The organism is Pseudoxanthomonas sacheonensis (assembly GCF_031455975.1).
GTDB classification, from domain to species: Bacteria; Pseudomonadota; Gammaproteobacteria; order Xanthomonadales; family Xanthomonadaceae; genus Pseudoxanthomonas_A; species Pseudoxanthomonas_A sacheonensis_A.
The window spans coordinates 802,872-828,565 of sequence record NZ_JAVDTT010000001.1; the positions used below are offsets into that span (position 1 = coordinate 802,872).

Genomic DNA, 25,694 nt, shown 5'->3' on the forward strand with positions numbered 1-25,694 from the left:
GCCACGCCTCATGCCCTATACCCCGATCGTCGCCACCCTGGGTTACATACTGTCTCCGGATCGTTCGCAGGTATTGCTGGTCCACCGCAATGCGCGGCACGACGACCAACATCTGGGCAAGTACAACGGCTTGGGCGGCAAGATCGAACGCGATGAAGACATAGTGGCCGGCATGCGCCGCGAGATCCGCGAAGAGGCGGGCATCGAATGCGATGCGCTTACCCTGCGCGGCACCGTCAGTTGGCCGGGCTTCGGCAAGAATGGCGAGGACTGGCTGGGCTTCCTGTTCGTCATCACCGAGTATTCCGGAACCCCGCATACCAGCAATCCGGAAGGAACGCTGGAATGGGTGCCGGTGACCGACATCATGCGGTTGCCGCTCTGGGACGGCGACCGGCATTTCCTACCGCTGGTGTTCGACGACGATCCGCGCGGCTTCCACGGTGTGATGCCGTACCGCGATGGCAAGATGGTGTCGTGGGCGTTCTCGCGCGTATGAGCTCGCAGGGCGCGAGTTCGCAGGCGTGAGCCGGCGTCGATTCATTCCAGCGTCTTGAGGTAGACGTGCTGGCTCTTGCGGCGTACGAAGCCGATCCCTTCGTAGAACGGATGCGATTCCAGCCGCACGGTATTGGAACGCACCGTAATCGCGTCCAATCCATGCTGCCGCACCCAGTTCTCCGCGGCCTCCACCAGCGCTTTGCCTGTACCCGAGCGTCGCGACTGCGCATCCACCACCAGGCCGATGATCTCCGCTTTGCGTCCGGTTTCCAGCGTGGTGCGCAATTCGATCCCGATCCAGCCGAGCAGCCGGTCGCCGTCCTCGACCACGAACACCTGACGATCGCCTGCGGAAATGACCACGCTCAGCCGCGCGGCCATTTCATCGGTGGTCGCGGGGTAACCCAGTTCCGTGCACAGACGCGCCACCTCCGCCGAGTCGTCCATGCGGGCGGCGCGCGGGGTAGGGCGGTGGCTGTGCTCGGACACTCAACTCTCCATCTGCCGGGCGGGATCGCTCAGCTCCAGCTCGCGCAACACTACACCGGCCTGGGTGCGGTTGCGCACGCCCATGCGCTCGAAGATGGCGGTCAGGTGCGCTTTCACCGTGCGCTCCTGCACATCCAGGCGATCGGCGATCTGCTTGTTCAACAGGCCTTCGGCCACCAGGGTGAGCACCCGGAACTGCTGCGGCGACAGGCTGGCCAGGCGGGCGGCGAGTTCCGCGTCGTGCTGGGAGGACTGCGCACGCGCCACCGAAGCGCGGAGCGAAGACGGTAGCCATTGCTCGCAGGCCAATACGCTGCGGATCGCTTCGCGCAGTTCGTCCAGGCCGGCGCTTTTGGGAAGGTAGCCGGCGGCGCCATGGTCCAGCGCACGCCGCACCACGCGCGGGTCGTCGTTGGCCGAAACCACCACCACCGCCACCTCCGGATACTGCGCGCGGATCGCGGCCAGCCCCGCCAGGCCGTGGTTGCCCGGCATGTGCAGGTCCAGCAGCACCAGGTCGATGTCGGGGTTCGCTTCCAACGCAGAGAGAACGCCCTCTAGCGATTCGGCTTCGAGCACCGAGAGTTGGGCCACGGCATCGGTTGCGGCCCCGCGCAGCGCTGCGCGGAACAGCGGATGGTCGTCGGCGATCAGCAACTTGGGCATGCGGGCTGGGTATTCCGGGTTGACGCGTGACTGGCGCGCGTGGGGATGAGGAACCGTAGCAGCATAGTGACACGTGCTGCGTGGTACCAAAGTACGATGACGCGGCCGGCCGCATGGTTTAGTTTCGTGGCATGGACCGGAACCTTGGACGAAATATGACGTCGCGACTGCCGTACCTGCTTTTCGCGCTCGTAGCCGCGGCTGCTTCCGGCAGCGCCGCGCAACGCAACGCGGCAAAGGAATCCGTCTTGATCGAACCGCAACGCATCACCGAACACCGCAACGGCGACGATCTGCTGACCGCCGGGCTGGGGCTGGACGGCCTGCGCGGCATGGTCGCTCCCGCATTCGCCGATCCCGACCATCCGACGCCGGCCGAGCTGCGCAGGCGCGCGATCTGGAACAACTGGCGCGGTATCGCCGACCTTTCGCCTGGCGGCGGCTATGGACAGGCCTATGGCAGCGTCGCCGACGTGCCGGGCCGGGAATTCGCCGCATTCGCGAAGTTGGAAGGAGCCTCACAGCCGCACCGCGTGCTGTTGCAGGTGCCGGACAGCTTCGATCTGGAAAAGCGGTGCGTGGTGGTGACCGCCTCGTCGGGTTCTCGGGGCATCTACGGTTCGATCGCCGTCGCCGGCGCCTGGGGGCTGCCGAAAGGCTGCGCCGTGGCCTATACCGACAAAGGCGCCGGGACCGATTATTACGACCTCGATACGCGCACCGGCGTCCGCCTGGACGGCACCCGCGGCCAGTCCGATGAGGAACGATTGGCCTTCGTGCCCGAGGTGTCCGGAACTTCCTCCGGGGTGGCGTTCAAGCATGCGCATTCCACCGACAACCCCGAGGCGGATTGGGGCCGCCACGTGAAGCAGGCGGCTGAATTCGCGCTGTCCGCACTCGGCCGCGCTTATCCGCAGGCGCGTCCCTTCACCTTCGCCAACACCCGCGTCATCGCGGTGGGCATTTCCAATGGCGGCGGCGCCGTGTTGCGTGCCGCCGAACTGGAAGGCAGCGGCGCCGACAAGGACTGGCTGGATGCGGTGGTCGCTGGCGAACCCAATGTCTATATGCCAAGCAATGGCGGAACAACCCTTTACGACGTCACCACCGAAGCGGCGCTGCTGATGCCCTGCGCGCTGCTGCATTTGCCCGTCGAGTCCTTGCCGCAGCCGCCTCTGCGCGCGCAGGCGGAACCATTGTGGACAGCACGCTGCGCCGCGCTGAAGACCGCGGGACTGGTGGAAGGTGCGGAGGCGAAGGCACAGGCCAAATCCGCTTACGATCAGTTGCGCAGCCGCGGCTGGACCGATCAGGCGCTCACTGCGGGGGCGTTGAGCGTCGGCTTCGATCTGTGGCGCGCGGTGGCCGTGACCTATGCCTCGGCATATAGCGGTGCGGGTGCCGGCGGCCATCCCTGCGGCTATTCGTTCTCGGCGCAGAACGCCGATTTTTCGCCACGTGCCGCCACCTCGGCCGAGCGCCAGGCGTGGTGGTCCGACGGCAGCGGCATCCCACCTGGCGCAGGGGTGGGCATCATCGATTCCAAGCTGGCGGCGCCCGATCTCACCCTGCCGGGGTTGCAATGCCTGCGTGCCTTGCTGGATCAGCCCGATGATTCAGCGTTCAAGAAAGGCCTGGCGGCCACCGCTGCATCGTTGCCGCGCAAGGGCCTGCCCGTGGTGGTGATTCATGGAACGGACGACGGTCTGGTGCCGCAAGCCTTCACTAGCGCGCCTTATGTCGCGGCCTCCAAGGCCGCCGGGCGCGATGTCAGTTACTGGCAAGTCAAACATGCCCAGCATTTCGACGGCTTCCTCGCCCTGCCGGCGTATGGCGCGCGCTATGTGGCCTTGTTGCCATACGTATATGCGGCGCTCGATCAGGTGTCGGCGCAATTGGACGGCAAAGGCAAAAAGCCCACTGACGCTGTGATCGAACCCACGCCACGCGGCGCCGGCACGGTCGACAAGGGGCAGTTCGCGATTCCAGTGCAGCCCTGACTACTCGGAAGGAGGTTAAAGCGTTCGAAGACGTGGGAGCGGCGTCCCGCCGCGAGCTTTTGGGCTTTAACTTGCACCAGCGAAGCATCGTAGGGCCGATCAAGGGCTGCCTTGTGTCTGAAGAGCTCGCGCCGAGACGGCGCTCCCACGTGTCCTTCTCGACGCCTTGCGGCCTTAACACCGCTTTTGGCAGTCTGTGGGCATTGTCCGATCAGGAACACCCATGCCCCGCCATTTCTCCATGCTGCGCGACTTCCACTTGGCCGACTGGTTCACCCTGGCCAATGCCTTCTGCGGCACCGGCGCGGTCTTCGCATCGATGCGCTACCTGCACGAAGGAAACGTGCGCGATCTGATGATCGGCATGGCGCTGATCCCGCTGGCCTTCATCTTCGATGCGCTGGATGGACGCATCGCGCGCTGGCGCAAGTCCTCGTCCACGCTGGGCCGCGAACTGGATTCGTTGGCCGACGTGATTTCCTTCGGTGTCGCTCCGGCGGCGCTGGCCTATGCCTGCGGGCTCCAGGGCGGTTGGGATTGGGTGGTGCTGAGCTATTTCGTGTGCTGCGGCGTCAGCCGTCTGGCGCGCTACAACGTCACCGCCGAACAGTTGTCGGGGGAAGACGACAAGGTGAAGTATTTCGAGGGTACGCCCATTCCTACCAGTCTGCTGCTGGTGGTATTGCTCGCCGTGGCCGCGGCCGGCGGCGACCTGGGAGAATCGGTATGGTTCGGTTCGGTCCGTCTGGGACCGTGGCTGCTGCATCCGCTGGTGCTGGTGTTCGCGCTGTCCGGCTCCCTGATGATCAGCAAGACGTTGCGCATCCCCAAGCCTTGAACGAAGCGTGGAAATAACCGCGGGGAAACCGACGATTGCTATGATCGGGAGGTGGCCTGGGAGGGTTGGGAATGTTCGGCAACGGTTTCGGTAGCGGCTTCGACAACAAGGGCGATTTCGAATCGATGGCCCGGCAGTACTGGAGCGCCTGGGGTCAGGCGATGCGGCAGGGTGGACTGGGCGCCGCGGCACCGGCGCAACCCAGCAGCCAATGGCAGCAGGCGGTGGATTGGTGGTCGCAGCTGATGCCCGGCGGACCCAGCCAGGCCAACGACGCGGTCGCACGCTTCAACCAGCAGGCCAGCCAGTGGTTCGGGCAGATGCAGCAGGTAGCGGCGCAATTCGCGGGCCAGGACAGCAACGCCGCCGACGTGAGTCAGGCCTGGCGCCGGGCCATGGGCGCGAACGCAGACAATCCTTTCCCGGACATGTTCAAAGCCATGCGCGGGCAGGGCGCCAATGGGCTGGACGAATGGCTGGACCAGGTCAAACCCTATCTGGAGGGTTTCCAGCAGCAGAGCCAGCGCTGGCAGCAATTGCCCGCTTTCGGCCAGTACCGCGAACACCAGGAGCGCTGGCAGGCCCTGCAGCTCGCGCAGCAGGACTACCAGCAGCAGACCGAGGCATTCAATGCCCTGATGATGAAGTGCGCACAGCGCGCCTTCGAGGTGTTCGAAGACAAGCTCACCGCCCATGAGGAGCCGGGACGCCAGATCACCAGTGCACGGGCGCTGTTCGATCTGTGGATCGATTCGGCCGAGCAGGCTTACGCCGGCATCGCCTTGTCGGCCGAATTCCGCGAGGTCTATGGCGCGCTCACCAATGCGCAGATGCGCCTGCGCGCCGCCATCCAGCTTGAAGTGGAGCACCTGACCGGCCTGTTCGGCATGCCGACCCGGACCGAGATCGATTCGGCGCACCGCAAGATCGCCGATCTGGAACGCGCGTTGCGGCGCGCCGCTTCCGCAGGTTCCCGTCCTGTCGCCGAGCGCAGGGCAGCGGCGGCGCCTTCGGCGCCTGAACCTGCCGCTACGCCTGCGAAACCCAAGCCGCGCCGCGCTGCCAAATCCGTCGCTCGTAAGCCACAGCCGGTACGAAAGCCCGCCGGCAAACGGACGCCGCCGCGCAAGACCGCTGCGCGCAAGCTCGCGGCCAAGCCCGCCGTCGTAGAGCAGAAGGAGACGGCCAAGCGCGTGAGCAGGAAAGCCGTTTCCAAGAAGGCGTCGGTCGTCAGCCAGAAACCTGCCGGCAAACCGGCACCCATCAAGAAGCGGCCCGAAGCGAAGACAGTCGCCAAGGCCGCATCGATCCCTTCGGGAAATGGTCGGGTAGTGTCGATGAAGGACTGGGTCGCTCGCTATGCGGCCGTCAACACACCCGACGCTATCGGATCCGACGCCGCAGGCAAACAGAAGCGTTCCGGCAAGAAGGCACGTAAATGAACGGACCGTTGAACATCACCCCCGACGCGCTGGCCCAGGAAGCCATGACCCTGCAGCAGAAGCTCGCCGCAGGATTGCAGACCCTGCCCGAAGTCGACAACGTCCAGTACGGCGCCACCCAGAAGCAGGAAGTGTGGCGCGACGGCAAGGTGGTGCTGTACCGCTTCGTCGGCGAGCATGCGCCGACCGCCAGGGTGCCGCTGTTGATCGCCTACGCACTGGTCAACCGTCCGTACATGGTCGACTTGCAGTCCGACCGCTCGCTGGTGAAAGGGCTGTTGGCGCGCGGCGAGGACGTTTACATCATCGACTGGGGTTATCCGGACCGCTCCGATCGTTTTCTGATGCTGGACGACTACATCAATCGCTTCATCGGTGGTGCCGTCGACCATCTGCGCCGCAGCTTCGGGCTGGAGGCCATCAACCTGCTCGGCATCTGCCAGGGCGGCGCGTTTTCGCTGTGCTATGCCTCGCTGCACCCGGAGAAAGTCAAGAATCTGATCACCATGGTCACCCCGGTGGACTTCCACACGGCGGACAACATGCTGTCCAATTGGACGCAGAACATGGACGTGGACCTGTTCGTCGACACGCTAGGCAATGTGCCGGCGGACCTGATGAATTCCAGCTACCTGATGCTGAAGCCGTTCCGCCTGCACCTGCAGAAATACGTGGGACTGATCGACATCCTGGACGACAAGCATGCGATCGAGGATTTCCTGCGCATGGAAAAATGGATCTTCGATTCGCCCGATCTGGCGGGCGAAGCCTTCCGACAGTTCATCAAGCAGTTCTATCAGGGCAACGGTTTCGTCAACGGTGGTATCGAGATCGACGGCGAGCCGGTGGACCTGGGCTATGTGGACATGCCCATCCTCAACATCTTCGCCGAACAGGATCATCTGGTACCCCCGGATGCATCGCGCGCCTTGCAGAAGCTGGCGGGCACGCGCGATTACACCGAATTGAGCTTCAAGGGCGGACACATCGGCATCTATGTGTCCAGCCGGGCCCAGCGCGAAGTGCCCACGGCGATCCACGAATGGCTGGCAAAACGCGCGCGTTGAGCGTTGTAGGAGCGACGTGAGTCGCGACTTACGTCGCTCCTACAGATTCCACACGAATTAAATAAATGTTACCGAAAGCACTATTTTTCTACGCACTCTCGCTGGCCCCGATGCTGGCTTTTGCCGCGCCATCGCCAGCCGCAAAAAAAGAAATCGGACAACTGATGGACGCGCTATCGCATTCGGGCTGCCAGTTCCAGCGCAACGGCAGTTGGTATGGCGCGGTCGAGGCGCGCGCCCACCTGCAGCGCAAATACGACTACCTGCTGAAGAAAGGCAAGGTCGATACGGCCGAACAGTTCATTCAGCGCGCCGCTAGCGAAAGCAGCATGAGCGGGCGCCCGTATCGGGTGAAATGCCAGGGCAGGGAGCAGGATGCTTCGACGTGGTTCGGTGGACAGCTGCGGAAACTGCGCCACACGATCGCACCCGCGCGTTGACGCGCTAGACTTTGCAATGCCTACCCCGGGAGTTCGCAATGGCTGACCAAACCAAACCCTTCGCCCGTTCGCTCAACGACCGCATGCTGGCCGGGGTGATGGGCGGCATTGCGCACCGCTTCGGCTGGAACTCGACCTTGTTGCGGGCGCTGTTCGTGATCGTATCGATCGCCTCTGCCGCCTTCCCCGGCATCCTGGTGTACCTGATCTTGTGGCTGCTGATGCCGCAAGAAGCAGATTGAATGGCGATGGCGAAAATCGCGTCGGCTGTGTTGCGCCTGCTCGGAATCCTGTGGACGTTGCCCAATACCCTGATCGGATTGATCGGCGGAAGCGTGGGCCTGCTGTTCGGCGCCAGCGCCCAGTTCAGCCGCCGGGATTTCGCGCTGGTCTTCCATCGTTGGCCATGGGGGCCGGGTGGGGCGATCACCTTCGGCAACACCATCCTGCACACCGGCGATACGCTGGATTCGGAATGCCTGACCTACGAACATCGCGCCGGCCGCTGCGACCACCCGCGAATCAAGATCGGCGACCACGAGCGTGCGCACGTCTATCAGTACATGGTTCTGGGTCCGCTTTTCCTGCCTCTTTACCTGGTTTGCGGCGGCGTCAGCGTTCGCAATCCGTTCGAACGCGCCGCCGATCGCTACGCTATGACCGGACGCGGCTGGTGGCCTTGAATCTGCCGACAAACGGCGATTATTTTTGACGTGGCGGTAACGTCGGCGGGCATAAGCTCGCAACCGTTGGAGAAAGGCAGAAATCGACAAGACGAAGCCGGACTCTAACTAGAAGGCTCAGCCGATCCGGGATAAAACCCGGAAAGACTGGGCCTTCGATGTTTCAAGCCTAAAGGCAGCGCAGGTAAAGCGGTGTCCGGTTTCGACGTGCCTTCAACGATCGAGTCTGCCGAAGCCGAATAATGCGCTCAGCGGATGTTTGCGCTTCTCTATCGACGCCCGCAACAATCCGGCGCCCAACATGCTGTAGGTAATCCCGTTGCCTCCGTAGGCCATGGCGAAATGGACGCGCGGCCCGTGCTGCGCGTGCGCTCCGAAGAAGGGCAGCCCATCCTCGGTTTCGGCGAAGGTTCCAGCCCACGCGAACGCGGGCGCGAGCGGCAAGTGCGTAAACAAGTCGGCGACCTTCTTGCCGAGCGTTCGCGCCTTCTTCTTCACCCGCGCATCGCGCTTGGAGGGAATATCGATGCTGTCGTCTTCTCCGCCCACCAGCAGACGTCCATCGCCTGTGCTGCGCATATACAGATAAGGACGTGCCGATTCCCACATCATTGTGCCTTTTAGCGGCCCCAGCCCTTCGTCTTCGATGGGATCGGTGATGAAGGCGTAACTGCTGCGGTTCTGCGCCACCTTCTTCTTCAACCAGCGCTGGTTGGCGTAGCCTGCCGCCAGGACCAGATGATCGGCACGGATCGCATGACCCTCCGCTGTCCGCAGGGTGACGCCACGCGAAGTGGCGTGGATGTTTTCGACCTGGGTGCGATCGAAAACTGGGCTGCCGCGTTTCTGCAGGCGCGCCAGCAAGCGGTAGGCCATGCGGTAAGGATCGATGCGCGCCGCCTGGTGGCTCAGTATCGCTACGGGTGCGTCGACACCGTAGCGTTCCCGCACGCCGTCGCGCTCCAGCAGCTCCACCTGGAAGCCATGGCGCAGGCGCAGCTCGAACTCATCCCGCAATACGTTCGCGTGGCGGCGCTTGCTGGCGTAGTACAGGCTGTCCATCCAGCCGAAATCCACATCGCGGATGTCGCGCGCCTTGTCCTGCAGCATGCCGATGGCTTCGGCGCATTTGCTGTAGGCCAACACCGCATCGGCTTCGCCGTAGCGCTTGGCCAGCTCGGTCATGTGGGTGTCTATCTCGTACTGCAGCAGGGCGGTGCTGGCCGAGGAACTTCCCCAGCCGACGTCGCGCTGTTCGATCAGGGCCACGTCATGGCCGTGTCCGGCCAACTCATCGGCGATCAGCGCCCCGGTGATACCGCCGCCGATGACCGCCACTTCGCATCGCAGATCCGCTCGCAACGGTGGGAACGCCTGCATCAGCCCGCTCTTGATAGCCCAATACGGATAACCGCTCTTGAGATCCATGCATCGTCCGCGCCCACCAATTGGGCGGAAGCATGCATCGCGGGATATTCGGTCCGTGTGAGCGGCCGTATCGCGCAACGGATGGGTTAGCGGGGCAAGGCGCCGTGCAGGAACAGATCGACCGCTGCCTGGGCGTAGGCGCGCAGTTCATCGGCGTCCGGTTCCTTGAGATTGCCGCTGGAAACGCGAATCACCAGGTCGCCGAACAGCATCATGAAGAACTGGCTAGATGCCGTGGTGGGCGACGCTATTTTCAGGCGGCCGGCGGCGACTTCCTGCTCGAAGTATTCCCTTAAGCTGCCCCGTACCGCCGCCACGGCGTGATCGAAGAACCAATCGCGCATTTCCGGAAAGGATTGGCCTTCGCCGATGACGATGCGGTGGATCACCACCGATTCCGCAGTGGCCATGCCTTCGGCGATGCGTTCGGCCGCCTGATGCAAGGCTTGTTGCGGAGGCAGGCCCGACAGGTTGAGATCGGTAAGGCGCGCGCTGAGGTCCTCGAGCCTACGCTGGATGATGGCGTGCGCAAGGCCTTCCTTGTCGCCGAATACGCGGTACAGGGTCGCCAGCGAACCGCCCGCACGGGCCACTATCTCGCTGAGGCGCGCGTGTTGGTAGCCCTTTTCGGTGAACACCTCGGTGGCTGCGTCCAGGAAGCGCTCTACGCGCAACTCCCCGCGCTTACATAGATCCACCGGCAAGCGGACGCGAAACGATCCGGCGCTATCGACTTTGCCTTGATTGGAGTTATCGGAGGATGCGTTCAAGGGCTGTGCGTTCGTCGGGGCAGATCGCCGCGAGCTCAATCTAGCAAAAAGATCAGGAGTAGCGGCACTTACGGACTGCTACTTGCCGGCGGAACAATCCTGTCCATCGCTGTCATCACATTGCGGTTGGAAAGGACGGTCCATTGCTTGGTCGAAATGGAGAAAGAATCCAGGCCAGAACTACGCCTAATCGCGCTGATACGCAACTGTTCCTTGACAGGTGCAAGCGATTCATTTCCGGCGGGCGTTGGTCACGCTGGGGCTAGCGGCGTTCATCAAACTAATGTGAGTCGTGGCACTTTTAATCTGTCCCTTCGCGGACCGGGCTCGAGGTCGACGGACAGTCGTCGCTGCAAAAGAGAATTTTTCGCACGCACTTCCCTAGGAAGAGCGACAGGCAAGAAAAAGCCCCGACGTAATGCGGGGCTTCCTGGTGCCGAAGGTGGGACTCGAACCCACACGCTTTTAAGGGCGGCGGATTTTGAGTCCGCTGCGTCTACCGTTCCGCCACTTCGGCGCGGCCGCGAAGTATAGCCGAGCACGGGGCGATTGCCCACTTCCTACGGGTGGGTCAACGTCGGGCGAGGCCGCTGGATCGCCTGGCCATGCTGCAGCGCGGGATGCATTCCGGAAAGGTTTGGGTATCTTGACAGCGCTGTCAGCCAGGTGGGCCACTGCGGGCGGCAACGAACCACTAGTATCCGCGTGCGCCGCACGTCCGGACCGAGTCCTGGTGGTGCGGGTCGCATGGGGTTCCCGCCGCATCGTCCTGCCGACATTCAAACCTCTGGGATAACGACAACAGCCATGACGACACAACAGACCCGCTGGTCGCAGTTCGGTGTACTCATCACCGTATTTTTCTTCTGGGGGTTCGTTGCGGCCAGCAACGACATCCTGATTCCGGTGTTCAAGACCGCCTTTGGCTTGACCCACGCGCAAAGCCAGCTGGTCTCGGTGGCGTTCTACGTGGCCTATACGGTCGGGTCGATTATCTACTTCGTGGTGTCGATGTTCGTCGGCGGCGACGTCCTGAACCGGATCGGATACAAGAATGGCATCGCCTTGGGTCTGGTGATTTCGGCTATCGGCACCCTGCTGTTCTACCCGGCCGCGAACCTGGGATCGTTCAAGCTAATGCTCGCAGGCTTGTTCATCGTCGGCCTGGGCTTCTCGCTGCAGCAGATCGCGGCCAATCCACTGGCGATCGTGATGGGCGACCCGCACACCGGTTCGCAGCGATTGACCATGGCCGGCGGCGTCAACAACTTCGGCACCACCATTGGGCCGCTGCTGGTCAGTGTGGCGATTTTCGGCAGCGTCGCCGCCGGCGGCACCGAAGCCAGCATCGAAAGCGTGAAGACGCCTTACCTGGTGCTGGGCCTGGCTTTCATCTTGGTGGCCGTGTTCCTGAAATTCTCCTCGGTGCCGGACCGCATCGACCTGGACCAGGTTACCGAATCCGAAGCACGGGACAACTCCAAGCTGCTGCATAAATCCTCGGCGTTCGGTTACCCGCAGCTGGTGCTGGGCATGCTGGCGATCTTCGTGTACGTGGGGGTGGAGGTTTCCACGGTGGCCAACCTACCGGCCTATCTGCAGGAAAGCCTGGGCATCTCCACTTCTTCGGTGGCCCCTTATGTATCGCTGTACTGGGCCAGTCTGATGATCGGCCGCTGGACCGGCGCAGCCGGCGCCTTCAACGTCGGCGCCGGCGCCAAGCGTCTACTGACGCTGATTCTGCCGTTCCTGGCCTTCGGCGTGTTCCTGGCGGTCAATGCGATAGCCAGGCACGAAGTGTCGCAGTTCCTGGGCTATGTGTTCGTCATCGCCTTGATGATCCTGGCCACGCTGGCCAGCCGCGGAAGCCCGGCGCGCATGCTGCTGTATTTCGCGGTCTGCGGTATCGCCGCGTTGCTGATCGGCATGTTCACCAGCGGCAAGACCAGCGCGGTCGCCTTCATCAGCGTCGGCCTGTTCTGCAGCACCATGTGGCCCTGCATCTTCGCATTGTCGATCACCGGACTGGGTAAGCACACCAATCAAGGCAGCAGCTTGCTGATCATGATGATCATGGGCGGCGGCATCGTAAGCTGGATCCAAGGCCTGGCCGCAGACGGCATCGGCATGCAGATGAGCTATATCGTCGGTGTGGCCTGCTTCGCCTACTTGGCTGTCTATGCGCTGCTCACGGTCGGCATCCTGCGCTCGCAGGGCATCGACCTGGACAAGATAAGCGCGGACGGGGGGCACTGAGAGCTAGAGATCGTCATCCCAGCGAAAGCTGGGATGACGACACTTAATCTTGACGGACCATCTCGACAACCCGTTTTTAGCCAGAGCCGTGGTTACGCGGCTCAGGATCAGTTCGGCACGATCTGGTCGGTGCCCAACAAACGCTCGCCGCGGCTTTGCCATTCCGCGTCATCACCAGTCGGCGAGAACACGCCACAGCGGACCATGGTGCGCTGGTAGACGTGCAGCGACACGGCGATGGCCTTGTCGCTGGGGTTGCGGATGGTGTGGTACTCGTGCGGCGGAATCAGGCTGCCGGCCGAGCCGGTGCCGGCTTCGATGGTGCCGGCGGCGACGAAGCGGTAACGCTCGTCGTCGCGCTCGGCCAATTCGTACTGGGTGATTTCCAGCCGGCCCTTCCAGACGCCCTCCACGCACCACATGCCGGAATGGTCGTGGATTTTGGTGCCCTGGCCCGGTCCCCAGGTCATCGCCACCACGCTGTAGCCGTGTTCGGGACTGGTGTAGAGCTCGCGGCGGGCGTAGTGGTCGGCGATGGGCTCAAGCACGCATTCGGGAAGGGCCACGTCCTCGTCGCAGATCATTTCGCACAGCGTCTTGCGCAGCGCATCGGTAATGGCGCGGTCGTCGCCCAGGGCGACGGCTGCGTCCAGCGAGGCGATCAGTTTGTCGTGGCCGGGGAAATCGAGCGTGGTCATGGCGTGAATCCGGCGGAAGCGTGGGGGCATTTTAGCCGCTCAAATCCGCCAGTAGCAGAACGATGTGGGAGCGGCCTCCGGCCGCGAGCTCTGGCTTGGATCCTTGGGGAAGAGCTCGCGGCCGGAGGCCGCTCCCACGTCCAATCGCTATAAGGCGGACAGAAAGCCCTGAACGGCCGGTCCGAAGCGTTCGATATCCACCAGGAACGCATCATGTCCTTGTGGAGATTCCAGCGGCTGGAACTCCGCCTCGGCCCCGCCCGCCCGCAGGCCGTCGGCGATCTGCTGCTGTTGCTGCAGCGGGAACAGGATGTCGGTGGCCGCGCCAATGGCCAGCGCCTTTTCCACCTTGATCCGCGCCAGCCCCTGCAGCACATCGCCGCCGGCGACTTCGGCCAGGTCGAACCAGTCCATCGAGCGGCTGAGGTAGAGATAGCAGTTGGGGTCGAAGCGGCGTACGAAGCGACGCGCGTGGCCTTCCAGGTAGCTCTCGACCTGGAACTCCAGGCCAAAGGGTTCCTCGTCCGGGTGGTCCGATTCCAGCCGTACCCGGCCGAAGCGGCCGTCCCATTCCAGCGCCGACCGATAGGTGATGACGCCCAGTTTGCGCGCCATGCGCATGCCGGATTCCGGATAGGAGGCGTCGTCGTAGTCGCCGCCGTTCCATTTCGGGTCCAGCCGGATCGCCTCGCGCTGCAGCGAACGGATGGCGATGGAAAACGGCAGGGCCTGCGCGCTGCCGGAAATATTGATGTGGGTGCGCGCCAGGCCGGGGTGGCGCAGCAGGAACGCCAGGGCGGTCATGCCGCCCATGGAATTTCCGATGAGGCAGGCCAGCCGATCGATGCCGAGACCGCGCACGACTTCGCGGGCGGCGTCCGCACCGTCCTCGATCGACAGTTCGGGGAAATCGAGACGGTACAGGCGACCGGTCGCGGGATTCATCGAAGCCGGACCGGTGGAACCCTTGCAACTGCCCAACGAATTCACGCACACCACGAACCACCGATCGGTATCTATGGGCTTGCCCGGGCCCAGCATCGGTTCCCACCAACCGGCCTCCGGGTTGCCGGCATTGCTGGCGGCATGGGCATCCGGCGACAGGCCGGTGACGATCAGGACGGCGTTGTCGCGCGCCGCGTTCAATTCGCCCCAGGTCTCGTAGGCGACCCGTGCGCCATGCAGTTCGCCGCCGCGCTTCATCGGGAAAGGCGAGGGCAGTGGGTGGAAGCGGGTGCCCGCTGGAATGAATTCGGTCATCGGGCGAGTTTAGCAGCGCGCCACGCGGCTCAAGCCGCGCGGCGCGCGTTATCGGCGGCAGTCTTGGAAGACGGCGCCGTGCGGCGACATCACACCAGGGTCAGCGTCACGTCGATATTGCCGCGGGTGGCGTTCGAGTACGGGCACACCACGTGAGCCATCTGGACCAGGGATTCGGCCTGTTCGCGCGGCAGGCCGGGCAGCGAGATCTTCAGTTCGACTTCGATGCCGAAGCCATTGGGGATCTGGCCGATGCCGACATTGCCCTCGATGGCGGTATCGGCGGGCAGGGCGATTTTCTCGCGGCCGGCAACGAATTTCAGCGCGCCGATGAAGCAGGCCGAATAACCGGCGGCGAACAACTGTTCGGGGTTGGTGCCATCGCCGCCGGCGCCGCCTAATTCGCGCGGCGTGGTCAGCTTTACATCCAGCACGTTGTCGGAAGAAACGGCGCGGCCGTCGCGGCCGCCGGTAGCGGTGGCAGTGGCGCGGTAAAGGACTTTTTCGATGGACATGGGGTATCTCCTGATTGAAGGACGGCTGGGAAGAGACCGGTGGCCGTCACCGGGTTTAATAGTTAGCTATTTTATAGCGCGCTATATATAAATACCGAACGTATTGAGCTTTGCATGCGAATCAATGAGCGGGGGTATTGGCGATGAGATTGTTACGCAGCGTTTCCAACTGCGACTTGATCTGACCGAGCTGGCTTATGCCCAGCGCTGCGGCGCAGAACACGCCTTCGGGCACCTGTCCCGCCTTGGCCTTCAATGCCTTGCCGCTGCGGCTAAGCGCGATCACGACCTGACGTTCGTCGTCGGCGGAGCGGGTGCGGGTCAGCAGATCGGAGGCTTCCAGCCGCTTCAGCAACGGCGTCAGCGTGGCCGAATCCAGAAACAGGCGCTCGCCGATCTCGGACACCGTCAGCTCGTCGCGTTCCCAGAGCACCAGCATCACCAGATACTGCGGATAAGTCAGGCCCAGCGGGGCCAGCAGCTTGCGGTACACCTTGTTCATCGCCAGCGAGGCCGAGTACAGGGTGAAGCACAACTGGTTGTCCAGCTTCAGCAGCGCATCGGCGCTGGTTCTGGGGGAGCGGGCGGGGGTCTTGGTTGCCATGTGCGAAATATAAATAGCGCGCTATGTAATTGCAAGCTACTTATATGTCGCGCCGACGAACGGCATCCGAGGCGGTGCGTTCTTTCCTTCTCCCACCCTGCGGGCGCCGGTGGGAGAAGGAAAAGCAATCCCGCGCTGCTCTGGCGGAAGTTACGGGCTCGTAGCGCCGAGCACCAGTTCGACAGGCGCAGCGGCAGGCAGGGTCACGCGCACCGCCTTGGATTCCAGATCTCCTTCCTGGCGCATCGGATCGCCGCTGGCCGACAAGCGCGCGATCAGCTCCACTTCTTTCAACGCAGAAAGCTTCTGCGTGGGCATGGGGCTGTCGCCGTCGTCCAGGGTCAATGTGAGCGGCAGGTCCTGCAGCGTGTGCTTTTCCACCGCGACCGGCATCGGTGGACCGCCGGGGATGCGTGCGATCACGAACACCGTGGTTTCTCCGCGCAGGCGTACGCGCGATGCGAAGTCCGGATCGAGCGCGACTTTCACCGTCAGCGCATTGGCGCCGGCGGTCTGAACAGCGGGTTCGACCGCAGCGGCCGCCGGAAGCGGCGGCAGGCCCGCTTCTTTGCGGGCGGCGTCGATCTGCTGACGCAAGGTAGCGGCGGTGGCGGGATCCACCTCGGAAAGCAGAGGTTCCCAGGTCTTGGCCGCCTCGGCCGGGTGCCCGTTCTGGCGTTGCGAAATTCCCAGCAGCCAGGTCGCCCGCTGGTGTCCGGGTTGTTGGGACAACGCGTGTTGCACCCAGGCAATGGCCTGGGCATCCAGCTTGCGGTCGGGTGAGGCATAAAGACGCGCCTGCGCGGCTTCCACCAGCAGGTTCGGATCATCGGGCAACAGTTTCACCGCCTGTGCGAAGGCATCGCTGGCTTCGGCCGGCTTGCCTTCGGAGGCGAGGGTTCTTCCAAGCAGCTGCCAGCCTTCGGGCTGGTTGGGATTGCGCTTGAGCTCGGTCCGCAATTCGGCGATGGCGGCTTCAAGAGAGGCCGGCATCGCGTTGGCGGCTTGTTCGATCGATGCGGGCGTGCCTATGACCCGGTAGAGGGCGAACGTGGCCAGGCCGAGCGCTATGACTCCCCCGATCACCAGCGTCCGCGATTCGCGCCACAGCGGCCACAGGACGCCGACCAAGACGGCCAGGGTCAGCAACACGGCGATTGCGATGAACGTGCCCATCACCATTCCTGATTGTCGTCGTTGGCCACGGCACCGGCCGCGCTACGCTTGCGCACTATGCGGAAGACGATGCCACCGCCCGCGAGCAGCAGCAGCGCCGGACCGAACCACAGCAACCAGGTGCTGCCGGCGATATCGGGCTTGTACAGGACGAATTCGCCGTAACGGTCGACCAGGAAGCGCTTGATCTCCTCATCCGACTTGCCCTGGTTCATCAGGTCCAGCACTTCGCGGCGCAGGTCGTGCGCGATTTGCGCGTTGGAATCGGCCAGCGACTGGTTCTGGCACATCACGCAGCGCAGCTCGGCGGTGAGCTGGTGGAAACGCGTTTCCTGGGCCGTATCGCGGAACCGCAGAGGCGTCGGATCGCTGGCCTGCGCGCGCGCCAGCGGAGACAGCAACAGCATCGCGAGCAGAAGCAGGGCTCTCATCGCTTATCCGCTTCGGCCTTTTCGAGCGCGGGAATCAGTTCCTCGGCGATGATCTCGTCGGTGATCGCCCCCACATGCTTCCAACGAACGATGCCTTTGGCGTCCACCAGGAAGGTTTCCGGAGCGCCGTAGATGCCCCAGTCGATCGCCGTGCGGCCGCTCTCGTCGGCGATCACCATCAGATACGGATTGCCGTACTGCTCCAGCCAGCGCAAAGCGTCCTCGCGCGGATCCTTCAGGTTGTAGCCGATGAAGCGTACGCGTTTGGTCAGCGCGAACTTGCTGATTACCGGATGCTCGACGCGGCATTCCGGGCACCAGCTGCCCCATACGTTCATCACGAACGGCTGGCCGCGCAGTTCCGCGAGCGTGAAGCGCTTGCCGGGCTCGTGCAGCAAGGGCAGGTCGAAGGCGGGCGCGGGCTTGCCGATCAGCGGCGAGGGCAGGGCGTCGCGGCCGGCGCGGTCGGACTGCTGCACGCCGTAATACAACAGTCCCATCAGGCCGATGAAAAACAGCGCGATGATCACGCCGGCAAAGACGAACGCGCCGGTGTGCGGCTTCTTCGGTGCGGGTTGGCTCATCGCTTGTCCTCGGGTTTGCGGAAACGCCGGTCGGTGGCGGTGACGAAACCGCCCAGCGCCATCAAGCCCGCGCCCAACCAGATCCAGCGCACGAACGGCTTGATATGGATGCGCACCGCCCGCGCCTGCCCACCCAGCGATTCGCCCAGGGCGACATAGACATCGCCGAACAGCCCTGGATGGATACCGGCTTCGGTCATGACCTGTCCGCCGCTGGCGTAGGCGCGTTTCTCGGGATTGAGCAGCACCAGCGGCTGGCCGCCGCGAAGAACTTGCACATGCCCACGCGTGGCCAGGTAGTTGGGGCCTTGCAGTTCGTCCACGCCTTCGTAGAGGAACGAGTAACGTCCGATCTGCTCCGACTGTCCGGGCGTCATCGCCAGTTCGCGTTGCACATTGAGGCCTTCCACCAGCAACGCGCCGATCAGGAACACGGCGATGCCGCTATGCGCCAGGGTCATGCCGAGCATCTCGGCGGTGAAACGATTGCCCTTGGACTGGAAGCGCGACCACAGGAAGCGCAAGGTGCCGAAGGCGACCCAGGCGGCGGTGGCGATGCCGGCGGCGGTTTTCCATTTCCCCTGCGGCGCGGTGAAGTAGGCGATCGCTCCCAGCACCAGCGCCAGCACCGCCCAGGGCGCCAGCATGCGCAGCGGCCGCGACATCTCCTCACGCTGCCAGCGGGTCAGCGGCCCGAACGGGAGCAGCAGCACCAGCGGCGCCATCAGCAGCAGGAACAGCAGGCCGAAATAGGGCGGCCCCACCGAAATCTTGCCCAGCCCCAGCGCATCGGCAAGCAGCGGATACAGCGTGCCCAGCAGCACCATCGCGCAGGCGCAGGTCAGCAGCACGTTGTTGGCCAGCAGCAAGGTTTCGCGGGAGCCGGCGGTGAAGGGCGCGCCCTGTTCGAGTCGCGGCACCCGCAATACGTAGAGCACCAACGATCCGCCGATCACCAGACCAAGGAAGATCAGGATGAAAAGTCCGCGCGAGGGGTCGGCGGCGAAGGCATGCACGCTGGTCAGCACGCCGGAGCGCACCAGAAACGCGCCCAGCAACGACAACGAGAACGCCGCGATGGCCAGCAACAAAGTCCAGCCGCGGAAACTGCCGCGCTTCTCGGTCACCGCTTGCGAGTGCAACAGCGCGGCGCCGGCCAACCAGGGCATGAAGCTGGCGTTCTCCACCGGATCCCAGAACCACCAGCCGCCCCAGCCCAGCTCGTAATACGCCCACCAGCTGCCCAGGGCGATGCCGATGGTCAGGAAGCCCCAGGCGACATTGGTCCACGGCCGCGTCCAGCGCAGCCAGCGCGCATCCACGCTGCCGTCGATCAGGGCAGCGATGGAGAAAGCGAACGGCACCACGAAACCCACATAGCCGATGTACAGCATCGGCGGGTGGATGATCATGCCCACGTCCTGCAGCAACGGATTGAGATCGCGCCCTTCCAGCGGCGCCGGCAACAGGCGGATGAAGGGATTGGAAGTGAAGATCAGGAAGGACAGGAAGCCCAGGCTGATGAGGCCGATCACGCCCAGCACGCGCGCGATCACGCGTTCGGGCAGGCCGCGCGAGAATTCGGCCACCGCCGCGTTCCACACCGCCAGCACCAGCGTCCACAGCAGCAGCGAACCTTCGTGCGCGCCCCAGACCGCGGTGTAGCGATACACCATGGGCAGCAACGAATTCGAATTCTCGGCCACGTATTTGACCGAGAAATCCTGGGTGACGAAGGCGACGGTCAGAACAACGAACGCGCCCAGCACCAGGAACAATTGCGCATAGGCGGCGGGACGGGCGACTGCCATCCAGCCGGCTTTGCCGCGCTGCGCGCCAGCCAAAGGCAATACCGCCTGCAGGCCCGCGATCAGCAGCGCCAGGACCAGCGCTATCTGGCCGAGTTCGGGCAGCACCTAGCGGGTTTCCGTCGAGGCCGCGGCGGGCGCCTGCACGTCGTGCTTCTTGTGCGCCATGCCCATCTTGTCGGCGACTTCCTTGGGCATGTAGTTCTCGTCGTGCTTGGCCAGCACGTCCTCGGCCACGAATACTCCGTTCTTCATCGTACCCGTCGCCACCACCGCCTGACCCTCCCGGAACAGATCGGGAAGAATGCGGTTGTAGACCACCGGCAGCAACGCATCGCCATCGGTGACTTTGAAGTGCACTTCCAACGAACCGGGCGTGCGTTCGAACGAACCTTTCTCCACCATGCCGCCCAGACGGAAGCGCGCACGCTCTCCGGTTTCGCCGCGCAGCACTTCGGCGGGCGTATACAGGTAGGCGACATTGCGTTGCAGAGCGAAGACCACGAGGGTAGTGGCGATGGCCGCAGCGGCCACCAAGAGCAGCACCCACAACAGGCGGCGACGGCGGACGGGGTTCATCGGCTCAGCTCCACGGACTCATTGCGCTTGGCGGCGCGTGCCTTGCGCAAGCGGGCGGCCCGCAGTTCACGGCGGATCTGCAGACGCGGAACGATGAAATCCCACAGCATGACGACGGCGAATGCTGCATAGGCGCCGATCACATAATTGACATAAGTCATGATTGCGCCGCCAGTTTCGCCACCCAATCTTTCCCCGATTCGCGCCGCAAATTATCGGCGCGCGCCCGCGACAACAGCGAACCCGCGAACCAGAACTGCACGGCCACGAACATCAGCCAGAACGGCAGCTGCATGCTGGGATCCATTTTGGAGTCGCCGAACAGGCTGATGGTTTGGCCCTGGTGCAGGGAGTTCCACCACACCACCGAATATTTGATGACCGGCAACAGCGCCACGCCCACGATGGCCAGCAGGCCGGCAGCGCGCGCGGCGGCGCGGCGATCGTCGATGGCGTGGTACAGGCCGGTCACGCCGAGATACAGGAACAGCAGGATCAGTTCCGTGGTCAGGCGCGGATCCCAATCCCACCACGTGCCCCACATCGGCTTGCCCCAGATCGATCCGGTGACCAGGGTGATGACGGTGAAGGCGGCGCCGACCGGCGCGCAGGCCATGGCCAGGATTTCGCAAAGCTTGATCCGCCAGATCAGCGCGATGGCCGCATACACCGCCATCAACCCGAATACCAGCATGCTCATCATCGCGCTGGGTACGTGGATGTAGAAGATGCGGAAGCTGTCGCCCTGCTGGTAATCGGCAGGCACCTGGAACGCCTGCCACAGGCCGACGCCCATCAGGATGAAAGCAACGGCGTAACACCACGGCGCCCAGCGGGCCGCGAAGCGGTCGAAGATCGGCGGCGAGCCGAGTTGGTGGAACCAGAGCAGGACGGGATTCATGCGTACGGAAACTTCAGTGCAATGCGATGCGGATCGCCGCCGCAGCGGCCAAAGGGGCCAGGACCAGTGCCAGCACCAGTCCTGCGCCGAGGAAGAGCAGTGCGCCGACGGCGTCCAGGCCCTGCGCGCTGCGGGCGACGCTGCCAGCGCCGAAAATCAGCACGGGGACATATAGCGGCAACGCCAGCAAGGCGACAAGAATACCAGAGCGCCTCATGCCGACCGTCAGCGCCGCCACCACCGCGCCCAGCAGGCTGAGCAGAGGCGTGCCCAAGGCCAGCGAGGCCAGCAAGACCGGAAGTTGGTCGCGGGGAAGGTGCAACAGCTCCCCCAGCACAGGCGTCGCCAGGATCAGCGGCAGCGCGGTCGTCAGCCAGTGGCTGAGCACTCGCACGGCCACCAGCCAGGCCAAGGGCACGGGGGCGAGGATCCATTGCTCCAGCGAACCATCGTCGGCATCGCCGCGGAACAGCGTATCCAGCGACAGCAGACCGGCCAGCAACACCGCGACCCACATCACCGCCGAGGCCACTTTCGCCAGCGCCTGCGCTTCGCCGCCCAGCGCCAAAGCGAACAACACCACCACCAGCAGGGCGAACAGGGCCGGCTGGAAGGCATCGCCGCGCCGGCGCCAGAGCAGGCGCAGATCGCGAACCAACAGCGCGCTGCCGGCCTGGAACAGGGAAGGCCCGTTCATGCGACGCGTCCCAGCGCCAGCATCCGCGTCTGCACCGGCGGCGCGGCGTAGGCGCCATGGGTGGTTACCAGTGCGGCCCCGCCATCGCGCAGATGCGCGGAAATCATCCGGTTGACCAGATTGATGCCATCCAGATCCAGGTTGGCGTAGGGCTCGTCCAGCAGCCAGAGCGGCGCCGGCGACAGCCATAGACGGGCCAGGGACAAGCGTTTTTTCTGTCCGGCGGAAAGCTGGCGGGCCAAGCTGTCTTCGTGACCGGCCAGCCCGACCATTCCCAGCGCATCGCCCGGCAGCTGACGCGCCCGGCGCCCGTGCAGGCCGCACAGGAAATCCAGGTTCTCCAAGGCGTTCAGGTCCGCCTTCATCGCAGGCAGATGGCCCAGGTAGGCGATGGCGCGTGAGCGGAGACTGGCCTGGGCGGTGCGGCCATCGATGTCGATCTCGCCCGAATCGGCGCGCAGCAATCCGGCCAGGACGCGCAACAAGGTGGTCTTGCCGGCACCGTTGTCGCCCTGCACCAACAAGGCCTCGCCCGCGGCGACCACGAAGTCGAGCGGCCCGAACACTGGCTCGTCGTTGCGCGTGAAGGTCAGCCCGCGTGCGGCGAGCAGCGGCAGGGAGGAGTGCGGGGAAGGGGTCATCTACGCCCATTGTAAACGGCGCGCCTGGTTTGCCTTGCTGTTGATCCGGCCGGAAACAATAACGACGCCGCTCCCACTACTTCCGGCCCTAGCTCATCCCGCCCAGTCGATATGGGGTTCGTCGGCCACGCCGGACGGGCGCGGCCAGAGCATGCGCAGGCGCACCGTTTCATTACGTTTCCAGTAAAGGGTGCCGGCCTGGCCGAATTCGCGCGCCCAGGCGTCGCCGGTTTCCAGCGGCACGTTCAGGACGACCCAGCCGTATTCCACGGCGCCGCCCTGGGCGTTGCTTCCCAGTGCTGAGCAATGGTGGAACCCGCCGTCCCGGATACGGGCCTGCAGATGCTCGTCGGCGGCCACGTTGTCGGCCACGGTGGCGGTATTGGCGGGCGGATTCCAGGCGGTGATGAAGAGATAGCTTTCCGCGCCCAGTTCGCGTTCGATGTCTTCGGCGAGTTGGCCTACGCCGAACAACCATTCCCGGTGGCCGACGGTCACGAAATAGTGGGCGGCGGCGTAGGCCTTCGCCAGCTTCGCCACTTCCTCGTCTTGAATCGCATTCCCGTCCATGGCGCCATCATCACCGGTCTCCATCATTGCGTACACTCCCTTTCCCACGTCCCCCTGCGATCCACGGAACGGCCAATGCCCTTCGAAACCAAGCTGCCCAAGGTAGGCACCACCATCTTCACCGTCATGTCCCAGTTGGCTGCCGAATATGGCGCGGTCAATCTGGGCCAAGGCTTTCCCGACTTCGCCGTGCCGCAAAGATTGGTGGACGAGTTGGCCGTCGCCATGCGCGCCGGCCATAACCAGTACGCGCCGATGACCGGCGTACCCGCGCTGCGCCAGGCCATCGCCACCAAGATACTGCGCTGCTACGGCGCCGAAGTGAATCCCGATACCGAGATCACCGTGACCAGCGGCGCCACCGAGGCGATCTTCAACGCCATCCATGCGGTGGTGCGGCCGGGCGAGGAAGTGATCGTGCTGGACCCGGCCTACGACTGCTACGAACCGGCTATCGACCTGGCCGGGGCCAAGGCCGTGCACGTGGCCCTGGATCCGCAGACCTTCGCCGTGGACTGGCGGAAAGTGCAGGAGGCCATCACCCCGCGCACCCGCCTGCTGATGATCAACAGCCCGCACAATCCGTCCGGCGCGATGCTGGGGGAAGCCGATCTGCGCCAGCTGGCCGGAATACTGCGCGGTACCGATATCTTCCTGGTCTCCGATGAGGTCTACGAACACATCGTCTTCGACGGTCGGCGCCATGAATCGGTGTTGCGCTATCCGGAACTGGCCGAGCGCGCCTTCGTCGTTTCCAGCTTCGGCAAGACCTATCACTGCACCGGCTGGAAGATCGGTTATGCGATCGCGCCGCCCGCGTTGAGCGCCGAATTCCGCAAGGTGCACCAATACAACACCTTCACCAGCTTCTCGCCCGCGCAGTACGCGTTCGCGGCGATGATCCGCGACGAGCCGGAACACTACGAGCAGCTGGGCGCGTTCTATCAGGCCAAGCGCGACCGTTTCCGCGAGCAATTGCTGGCGACGAAACTGAAGCCGCTGCCGGTGCCGGGCGGATATTTCCAACTGGTGGACTATTCGGCGGTCAGCGACCTGCCGGACGCCGAATTCGTCAAATGGCTGACGGTGGAGCATGGGGTCACCGCTATTCCGCTGTCGCCGTTCTACGAATCCCCGCCCGCCGGACAACGCCTGGCGAGGCTGTGCTTCGCCAAGAATGATGCGACGATGGATGCGGCGATCGAGCGGTTGCTGAAGCTCTGAATGAGAGCCGTAGGGCGCTTAGGAACGCGTAGGAGCGACGTAAGTCGCGATTGATACCGTGCGGGCCTTTTTTTTATTCGCGACTTACGTCGCTTCTACGGCATTCCTATCAAGAAAATAGCAAGGTAACGGCATGCAAGATCTCAGAATCTCACTCGTACAAGGCGCCACCCGCTGGCACGACCCAGCGGGCAACCGCGAATACTACGGCGATCTGATCAAGCCGTTCGCGAATATCACCGACCTGGTGATCCTGCCCGAAACCTTCACCAGCGGTTTCAGCAACGACGCTATCGACAAGGCCGAAGGGATGGACGGACCGACCGTGGCGTGGATACGAGAACAGGCTTCCTTGCTCAATGCGGTAGTGACCGGCAGCGTGCAACTGCGGACGGATGACGGCGTGTTCAACCGCCTGCTGTGGGCCACGCCCGATGGCGAGCTGCGGTACTACGACAAGCGCCATCTGTTCCGCTACGCCGGCGAGCACAAGCGCTACGCCGCCGGCGAGAAACGTTTGACCGTCGAATGGAAAGGCTGGCGCATCAATCCGCTGGTCTGCTACGACCTGCGCTTCCCGGTGTATTCGCGCAACCGCTATAACGTGGAGCGCGAGGGTCAGTTGGATTTCGACCTGCAGATTTTCGTCGCCAACTGGCCGGCGGCGCGGGCGTATGCGTGGAAGACGCTGCTGCGCGCGCGCGCGATCGAAAACCTCTGCTACGTCGCCGCGGTGAACCGCGTCGGCGTGGATGGCAACGGGCTGGAATATTCGGGCGACAGCGCGGTGATCGATTTCCTGGGCCAGCCGCTGATCGAGACCACCGGTGAGGAGGGCGTCGTCAGCAGCGTCATCTCCGGGTCGGAGCTGGCGGCGCATCGCGAGCGCTTCCCGGCGATGTTGGATGGCGACGCGTTCTCGCTGACTTAATCCTACGGTGCCTACGCTTCGGGCATAAGTCGAACCGATGCCGGCGCCGTACGGAGCAACGGTCGTTCCGTCACTGTTCCGATGTTTTGTCGAGCTATTTGCTGAAAGACAACTCGATCGATGTGTAGAAGGGCACGCGCGAGGGCACAATCAAAGTGCGGCCGGCGACATATTTTCGGAAACACATCCCCAGCAGCGAGGAACCCTCCAGCCAGGTGCGAACGACTTTTCCGTCGGGGCCGAGTTCCATCACCACCACGAACGGCGAAAGGTCGGGCGTGGGCGTGGCGCAGGCGGCGACGGCTTCACCCAGTAGTTTTCCCTGCAATTCGCGCAAGCTCGCCGATTCGGCCGGTGCGAGCGAAGCTTCGTCCTGGTCGGCGAGCGTTTTGGCGACGGCGTAGTCGGGGCCGAGGCCGGTTTCGGACCAAACCGGTCCGCTCAGCGCCATCAGTGCGATCAATGCGAAGAATTTCATGCCGTTCCTTCTGGTGG

30 protein-coding genes and 1 tRNA gene are annotated in these 25,694 nt (G+C 63.9%); 11 read left to right on the top strand and 20 right to left on the bottom strand.

Annotated elements, in window-relative coordinates:
• Positions 1 to 10 precede the first annotated feature (10 nt).
• Complete coding sequence (locus tag J2W94_RS03595) at positions 11 to 499, top strand: NUDIX hydrolase (protein WP_310090324.1); 489 nt, start codon at positions 11 to 13, stop codon at positions 497 to 499.
• A gap of 41 nt (positions 500 to 540) precedes the next feature.
• On the opposite strand, the gene J2W94_RS03600 is transcribed toward J2W94_RS03595, so the two are convergent.
• A complete protein-coding gene (locus J2W94_RS03600; protein WP_310090325.1) occupies positions 541 to 990 on the bottom strand; it encodes a GNAT family N-acetyltransferase in 450 nt (149 codons plus the stop codon).
• Positions 991 to 1,656: a response regulator transcription factor gene (locus J2W94_RS03605; protein ID WP_310090326.1), complete on the bottom strand. Its 666-nt coding sequence runs from the start codon at positions 1,654 to 1,656 to the stop codon at positions 991 to 993.
• Between the two features lie 155 nt (positions 1,657 to 1,811).
• On the opposite strand from J2W94_RS03605, the gene J2W94_RS03610 reads away from it, so the two are divergent.
• The 7 genes from J2W94_RS03610 (at position 1,812) to J2W94_RS03640 (ending at position 8,126) form a co-directional block, all read left to right on the top strand.
• Positions 1,812 to 3,656: a 3-hydroxybutyrate oligomer hydrolase family protein gene (locus J2W94_RS03610; protein WP_310090327.1), complete on the top strand. Its 1,845-nt coding sequence runs from the start codon at positions 1,812 to 1,814 to the stop codon at positions 3,654 to 3,656.
• 223 nt (positions 3,657 to 3,879) lie between these two features.
• Entirely contained in the window at positions 3,880 to 4,494 is a 615-nt protein-coding gene (gene pssA, locus J2W94_RS03615) for a CDP-diacylglycerol--serine O-phosphatidyltransferase (RefSeq protein ID WP_310090328.1), read from the top strand.
• A 71-nt stretch (positions 4,495 to 4,565) separates the two neighbouring features.
• Positions 4,566 to 5,936, top strand: a complete 1,371-nt coding sequence (gene phaE / locus J2W94_RS03620; protein ID WP_310090329.1) for a class III poly(R)-hydroxyalkanoic acid synthase subunit PhaE — start codon at positions 4,566 to 4,568, stop codon at positions 5,934 to 5,936.
• On the top strand, positions 5,933 to 7,003 hold the full coding sequence (locus tag J2W94_RS03625) for a class III poly(R)-hydroxyalkanoic acid synthase subunit PhaC (RefSeq protein ID WP_310090330.1): 1,071 nt from the start codon (positions 5,933 to 5,935) through the stop codon (positions 7,001 to 7,003). Before phaE ends, J2W94_RS03625 begins: the two co-directional genes overlap by 4 nt.
• Positions 7,004 to 7,068: 65 nt before the next feature.
• Entirely contained in the window at positions 7,069 to 7,443 is a 375-nt protein-coding gene (locus J2W94_RS03630) for a DUF5329 domain-containing protein (RefSeq protein WP_310090332.1), read from the top strand.
• Between the two features lie 38 nt (positions 7,444 to 7,481).
• Positions 7,482 to 7,685, top strand: a complete 204-nt coding sequence (locus tag J2W94_RS03635; RefSeq protein WP_310090333.1) for a PspC domain-containing protein — start codon at positions 7,482 to 7,484, stop codon at positions 7,683 to 7,685.
• Positions 7,686 to 8,126, top strand: a complete 441-nt coding sequence (locus tag J2W94_RS03640) for a hypothetical protein (protein WP_310090334.1) — start codon at positions 7,686 to 7,688, stop codon at positions 8,124 to 8,126.
• A gap of 213 nt (positions 8,127 to 8,339) precedes the next feature.
• Here J2W94_RS03640 and J2W94_RS03645 read toward each other — a convergent pair whose 3' ends face one another.
• From J2W94_RS03645 to J2W94_RS03655, 3 genes are all read right to left on the bottom strand, one after another.
• Positions 8,340 to 9,554, bottom strand: coding sequence for an NAD(P)/FAD-dependent oxidoreductase (locus J2W94_RS03645; protein ID WP_310090335.1), 1,215 nt, complete (start codon positions 9,552 to 9,554; stop codon positions 8,340 to 8,342).
• 86 nt (positions 9,555 to 9,640) lie between these two features.
• Positions 9,641 to 10,324 carry a TetR/AcrR family transcriptional regulator gene (locus J2W94_RS03650; RefSeq protein WP_310090336.1) on the bottom strand — a complete coding sequence of 228 codons (684 nt, stop codon included), beginning with the start codon at positions 10,322 to 10,324 and terminating at the stop codon, positions 9,641 to 9,643.
• A gap of 431 nt (positions 10,325 to 10,755) precedes the next feature.
• Positions 10,756 to 10,841 (bottom strand) — tRNA-Leu (locus J2W94_RS03655).
• A 290-nt stretch (positions 10,842 to 11,131) separates the two neighbouring features.
• Here J2W94_RS03655 and J2W94_RS03660 point away from each other — a divergent pair.
• Complete coding sequence (locus tag J2W94_RS03660; RefSeq protein WP_310090337.1) at positions 11,132 to 12,580, top strand: MFS transporter; 1,449 nt, start codon at positions 11,132 to 11,134, stop codon at positions 12,578 to 12,580.
• Positions 12,581 to 12,687: 107 nt separating this feature from the next.
• Here J2W94_RS03660 and J2W94_RS03665 read toward each other — a convergent pair whose 3' ends face one another.
• The 14 genes from J2W94_RS03665 to J2W94_RS03730 all read right to left on the bottom strand — a co-directional run bounded on the left by J2W94_RS03665 (position 12,688) and on the right by J2W94_RS03730 (position 23,071).
• Complete coding sequence (locus J2W94_RS03665) at positions 12,688 to 13,278, bottom strand: cysteine dioxygenase family protein (RefSeq protein WP_310090338.1); 591 nt, start codon at positions 13,276 to 13,278, stop codon at positions 12,688 to 12,690.
• 147 nt (positions 13,279 to 13,425) lie between these two features.
• Positions 13,426 to 14,538, bottom strand: a complete 1,113-nt coding sequence (gene metX / locus J2W94_RS03670; RefSeq protein ID WP_310090340.1) for a homoserine O-acetyltransferase MetX — start codon at positions 14,536 to 14,538, stop codon at positions 13,426 to 13,428.
• A gap of 89 nt (positions 14,539 to 14,627) precedes the next feature.
• On the bottom strand, positions 14,628 to 15,053 hold the full coding sequence (locus J2W94_RS03675; protein ID WP_310090341.1) for an organic hydroperoxide resistance protein: 426 nt from the start codon (positions 15,051 to 15,053) through the stop codon (positions 14,628 to 14,630).
• Positions 15,054 to 15,174: 121 nt separating this feature from the next.
• Positions 15,175 to 15,657, bottom strand: coding sequence for a MarR family winged helix-turn-helix transcriptional regulator (locus tag J2W94_RS03680; RefSeq protein ID WP_310090342.1), 483 nt, complete (start codon positions 15,655 to 15,657; stop codon positions 15,175 to 15,177).
• A gap of 150 nt (positions 15,658 to 15,807) precedes the next feature.
• Positions 15,808 to 16,839: a tetratricopeptide repeat protein gene (locus J2W94_RS03685; protein ID WP_310090343.1), complete on the bottom strand. Its 1,032-nt coding sequence runs from the start codon at positions 16,837 to 16,839 to the stop codon at positions 15,808 to 15,810.
• Entirely contained in the window at positions 16,833 to 17,264 is a 432-nt protein-coding gene (locus tag J2W94_RS03690) for a cytochrome c-type biogenesis protein (RefSeq protein WP_310090345.1), read from the bottom strand. Before J2W94_RS03690 ends, J2W94_RS03685 begins: the two co-directional genes overlap by 7 nt.
• Positions 17,261 to 17,848: a DsbE family thiol:disulfide interchange protein gene (locus J2W94_RS03695; protein WP_310090346.1), complete on the bottom strand. Its 588-nt coding sequence runs from the start codon at positions 17,846 to 17,848 to the stop codon at positions 17,261 to 17,263. Before J2W94_RS03695 ends, J2W94_RS03690 begins: the two co-directional genes overlap by 4 nt.
• On the bottom strand, positions 17,845 to 19,764 hold the full coding sequence (locus J2W94_RS03700) for a heme lyase CcmF/NrfE family subunit (protein ID WP_310090347.1): 1,920 nt from the start codon (positions 19,762 to 19,764) through the stop codon (positions 17,845 to 17,847). Before J2W94_RS03700 ends, J2W94_RS03695 begins: the two co-directional genes overlap by 4 nt.
• The gene (ccmE, locus tag J2W94_RS03705) at positions 19,765 to 20,235 is read right to left on the bottom strand and encodes a cytochrome c maturation protein CcmE (protein WP_310090349.1); all 471 of its coding nucleotides are present in this window, start codon (positions 20,233 to 20,235) and stop codon (positions 19,765 to 19,767) included.
• Positions 20,232 to 20,396 carry a heme exporter protein CcmD gene (gene ccmD, locus J2W94_RS03710; protein WP_310090350.1) on the bottom strand — a complete coding sequence of 55 codons (165 nt, stop codon included), beginning with the start codon at positions 20,394 to 20,396 and terminating at the stop codon, positions 20,232 to 20,234. The genes ccmE and ccmD overlap by 4 nt, the downstream gene beginning before the upstream one ends.
• Positions 20,393 to 21,136, bottom strand: a complete 744-nt coding sequence (ccmC, locus tag J2W94_RS03715; RefSeq protein ID WP_310090351.1) for a heme ABC transporter permease CcmC — start codon at positions 21,134 to 21,136, stop codon at positions 20,393 to 20,395. The genes ccmD and ccmC overlap by 4 nt, the downstream gene beginning before the upstream one ends.
• Before the next feature lie 13 nt (positions 21,137 to 21,149).
• A complete protein-coding gene (ccmB, locus tag J2W94_RS03720; RefSeq protein ID WP_310090352.1) occupies positions 21,150 to 21,833 on the bottom strand; it encodes a heme exporter protein CcmB in 684 nt (227 codons plus the stop codon).
• On the bottom strand, positions 21,830 to 22,474 hold the full coding sequence (gene ccmA / locus J2W94_RS03725; RefSeq protein ID WP_310090354.1) for a heme ABC exporter ATP-binding protein CcmA: 645 nt from the start codon (positions 22,472 to 22,474) through the stop codon (positions 21,830 to 21,832). Before ccmA ends, ccmB begins: the two co-directional genes overlap by 4 nt.
• 93 nt (positions 22,475 to 22,567) lie before the next feature.
• Complete coding sequence (locus J2W94_RS03730) at positions 22,568 to 23,071, bottom strand: DUF3293 domain-containing protein (RefSeq protein WP_310090355.1); 504 nt, start codon at positions 23,069 to 23,071, stop codon at positions 22,568 to 22,570.
• Positions 23,072 to 23,119: 48 nt separating this feature from the next.
• On the opposite strand from J2W94_RS03730, the gene J2W94_RS03735 reads away from it, so the two are divergent.
• Both J2W94_RS03735 and J2W94_RS03740 read left to right on the top strand, forming a co-directional pair.
• The gene (locus tag J2W94_RS03735) at positions 23,120 to 24,268 is read left to right on the top strand and encodes a pyridoxal phosphate-dependent aminotransferase (RefSeq protein WP_310090356.1); all 1,149 of its coding nucleotides are present in this window, start codon (positions 23,120 to 23,122) and stop codon (positions 24,266 to 24,268) included.
• Positions 24,269 to 24,401: 133 nt separating this feature from the next.
• Positions 24,402 to 25,199, top strand: a complete 798-nt coding sequence (locus tag J2W94_RS03740) for an amidohydrolase (protein WP_310090357.1) — start codon at positions 24,402 to 24,404, stop codon at positions 25,197 to 25,199.
• Positions 25,200 to 25,293: 94 nt separating this feature from the next.
• On the opposite strand, the gene J2W94_RS03745 is transcribed toward J2W94_RS03740, so the two are convergent.
• Complete coding sequence (locus J2W94_RS03745; RefSeq protein WP_310090358.1) at positions 25,294 to 25,677, bottom strand: hypothetical protein; 384 nt, start codon at positions 25,675 to 25,677, stop codon at positions 25,294 to 25,296.
• Between the last annotated feature and the right edge of the window lie 17 nt (positions 25,678 to 25,694).